Origin of the sequence: uncultured Salegentibacter sp. (assembly GCF_963972535.1) — a bacterium.
GTDB lineage: Bacteria > Bacteroidota > Bacteroidia > Flavobacteriales > Flavobacteriaceae > Salegentibacter.
This window is the reverse complement of sequence record NZ_CAXAVR010000199.1, coordinates 1-2,191: the sequence shown is the minus strand read 5'-3', so window position 1 is coordinate 2,191 and position 2,191 is coordinate 1. Positions and strand designations below refer to the sequence as shown.

Sequence of the window (2,191 nt, the reverse complement as noted above, 5' to 3'; positions counted from 1 at the left end):
TGCCGTTGTTAGAACTTATACTTAGCGAGTTGGGGCAGGCCTGCCCGTAAATACCTAAAGGAACTAAAGGAACTATTATAAATATTAGGAGTAGTATTTTTCCCATAATTTTATTGGATTAGCCGATTAAAAAAAATACGTAGGGGTATAAGGTTAAATGGCTTGAGACGATAAGTCCCTGGGGTGAAGTCGATTAACAATTAAAAATACTACTTAAAAAAATCGTTCTAAGCGATTATCGTTGAAGTGAAGTTTTATTCGATTAACTACTAATTTTACGATTTTTCCTACTAAAATTAATAAAGTACTGAAAATTAGTAGTCTGCAAGGAGTTTGAAGCTGGAAGAAATACAAAATAAACTTTCAAAAATTATTAAAATAAAAAAGCCACAGCTTTTAAACTGTGGCTTTTTGAAATTATATTTTTACAGAATTATTCTCCCAAAAATGGATATCTGTAATCTTTTGCTGGTACAAAAGTTTCTTTAATCAGCCTAACTGAAGCCCATCTTAGTAGGTTCATTTTAGAACCGGCTTTATCGTTAGTACCGCTGGCGCGGGCACCACCAAATGGTTGCTGTCCAACTACTGCGCCGGTAGGTTTATCGTTTATATAGAAATTACCTGCAGCATTTTGAAGTAAGTCGGTAGCGATTGCCGCCATATAACGGTCTCCAGAGAAAACTGCTCCAGTAAGTCCGTAAATACTGGTGTTATCTACAGTTTTTAGTAGGTCTCTCCACTTTTCTTCACTATAGTTTTTATCATCATATACATAGATGGTTACCACTGGGCCAAATAATTCGGTTTCCATTGTAGTATAATGAGGATCTGACGTAAGAATTACCGTAGGTTCAATAAAATAACCTTCAGATTTATCATAATTTCCACCAATTACTACTTCAGCGTTTTTGTCTTTTTTGGCTCTATCTATGTAGCCAGCCAATTTGTCAAATGCTCCTTCGTGGATAACCGCATTAATAAAGTTAGACATATCTTCTGGAGAACCCATTTTAAAGGATTCTAAATCTGTTTTTACAAATTCTTTAATCTCTGGCCAAAGACTTTCTGGAAGGTAAACTCTTGAAGCGGCACTACATTTTTGTCCCTGGTATTCAAAAGCACCACGGGAAATTGCCGTAGCCACTTCTTTTGCGTTAGATGTTGGGTGAACCACAATAAAGTCTTTCCCGCCGGTTTCTCCTACAATTCTTGGGTAGGTTTTGTATTTATTGATGTTGTTACCAATTTTACCCCAAATTCCTTTAAATACATCGGTACTACCTGTAAAGTGAATTCCGGAGAAATCTGGACTGTCAAGTACGGTATTGGTAATCATTTCAGGATCTCCCATTACCATATTAATTACACCATCTGGTAAACCTGCTTCCTTAAATACTTCCATAATTACCTGGGCAGAGAAAATCTGGCTATCACTAGGTTTCCAAACAGCTACATTACCCATAAGGGCTGCACTTGAAGGAAGGTTACCAGAAATAGCAGTAAAGTTAAAAGGCGTAATTGCATATACAAAACCTTCTAATGGTCTATATTCTACGCGGTTCCAGTTTCCGTCAGAAGATTCGGGTTGCTCATTGTACATATCTGACATGTATTCTACGTTAAAACGTAAAAAGTCACATAGTTCACAAGCTGAATCAATCTCTGCCTGGTAGATATTTTTTGACTGCCCAATCATTGTGGCAGCATTAATTCTAGATCTGTAAGGTCCTGCAATTAAGTCGGCTGCTTTTAAGAAAATCGCAGCGCGTTGTTCCCATTCCAGTTTTGCCCATTTTTCTCTGGCCTTTAAAGCTTCGTCTATAGCTTGTTCAACGTGCTTTTTCTTGGCGCGGTGGTAAGTTCCTACTTTATGTTTATGATCGTGAGGAGGGCGAATATCTGCCGTGTCTCCGGTTTTTATAGCTTCAGATCCAATATAAAGAGGTACTTCCATATTGGAATTGTATAAGTCTTTATAAGTGAGTAAAACTTCTTCCCTTTCCGGGGTTCCCGGCGCATAAGATTTTACTGGCTCGTTAACCGCCTGTGGAACGTGAAAAAATCCTTTTCCCATAGTTATTTTATGTTTTTTTTGGTTTTTAATTATTGTGAGTATAAAGGTAAAAAATTTAGGTGATTTTGAATCCTTATGAAAGCGCATTCACGAAAGCTTAACTATTTTTGTAAA

1 protein-coding gene is annotated in these 2,191 nt (G+C 37.0%); it reads right to left on the bottom strand.

What is annotated here, in order from left to right:
• Positions 1–433: 433 nt before the first annotated feature.
• Positions 434–2,077 (bottom strand): L-glutamate gamma-semialdehyde dehydrogenase, encoded by a 1,644-nt coding sequence (pruA, locus tag AACZ30_RS13755; protein ID WP_208222678.1) that lies wholly within the window; start codon positions 2,075–2,077, stop codon positions 434–436.
• Between the last annotated feature and the right edge of the window lie 114 nt (positions 2,078–2,191).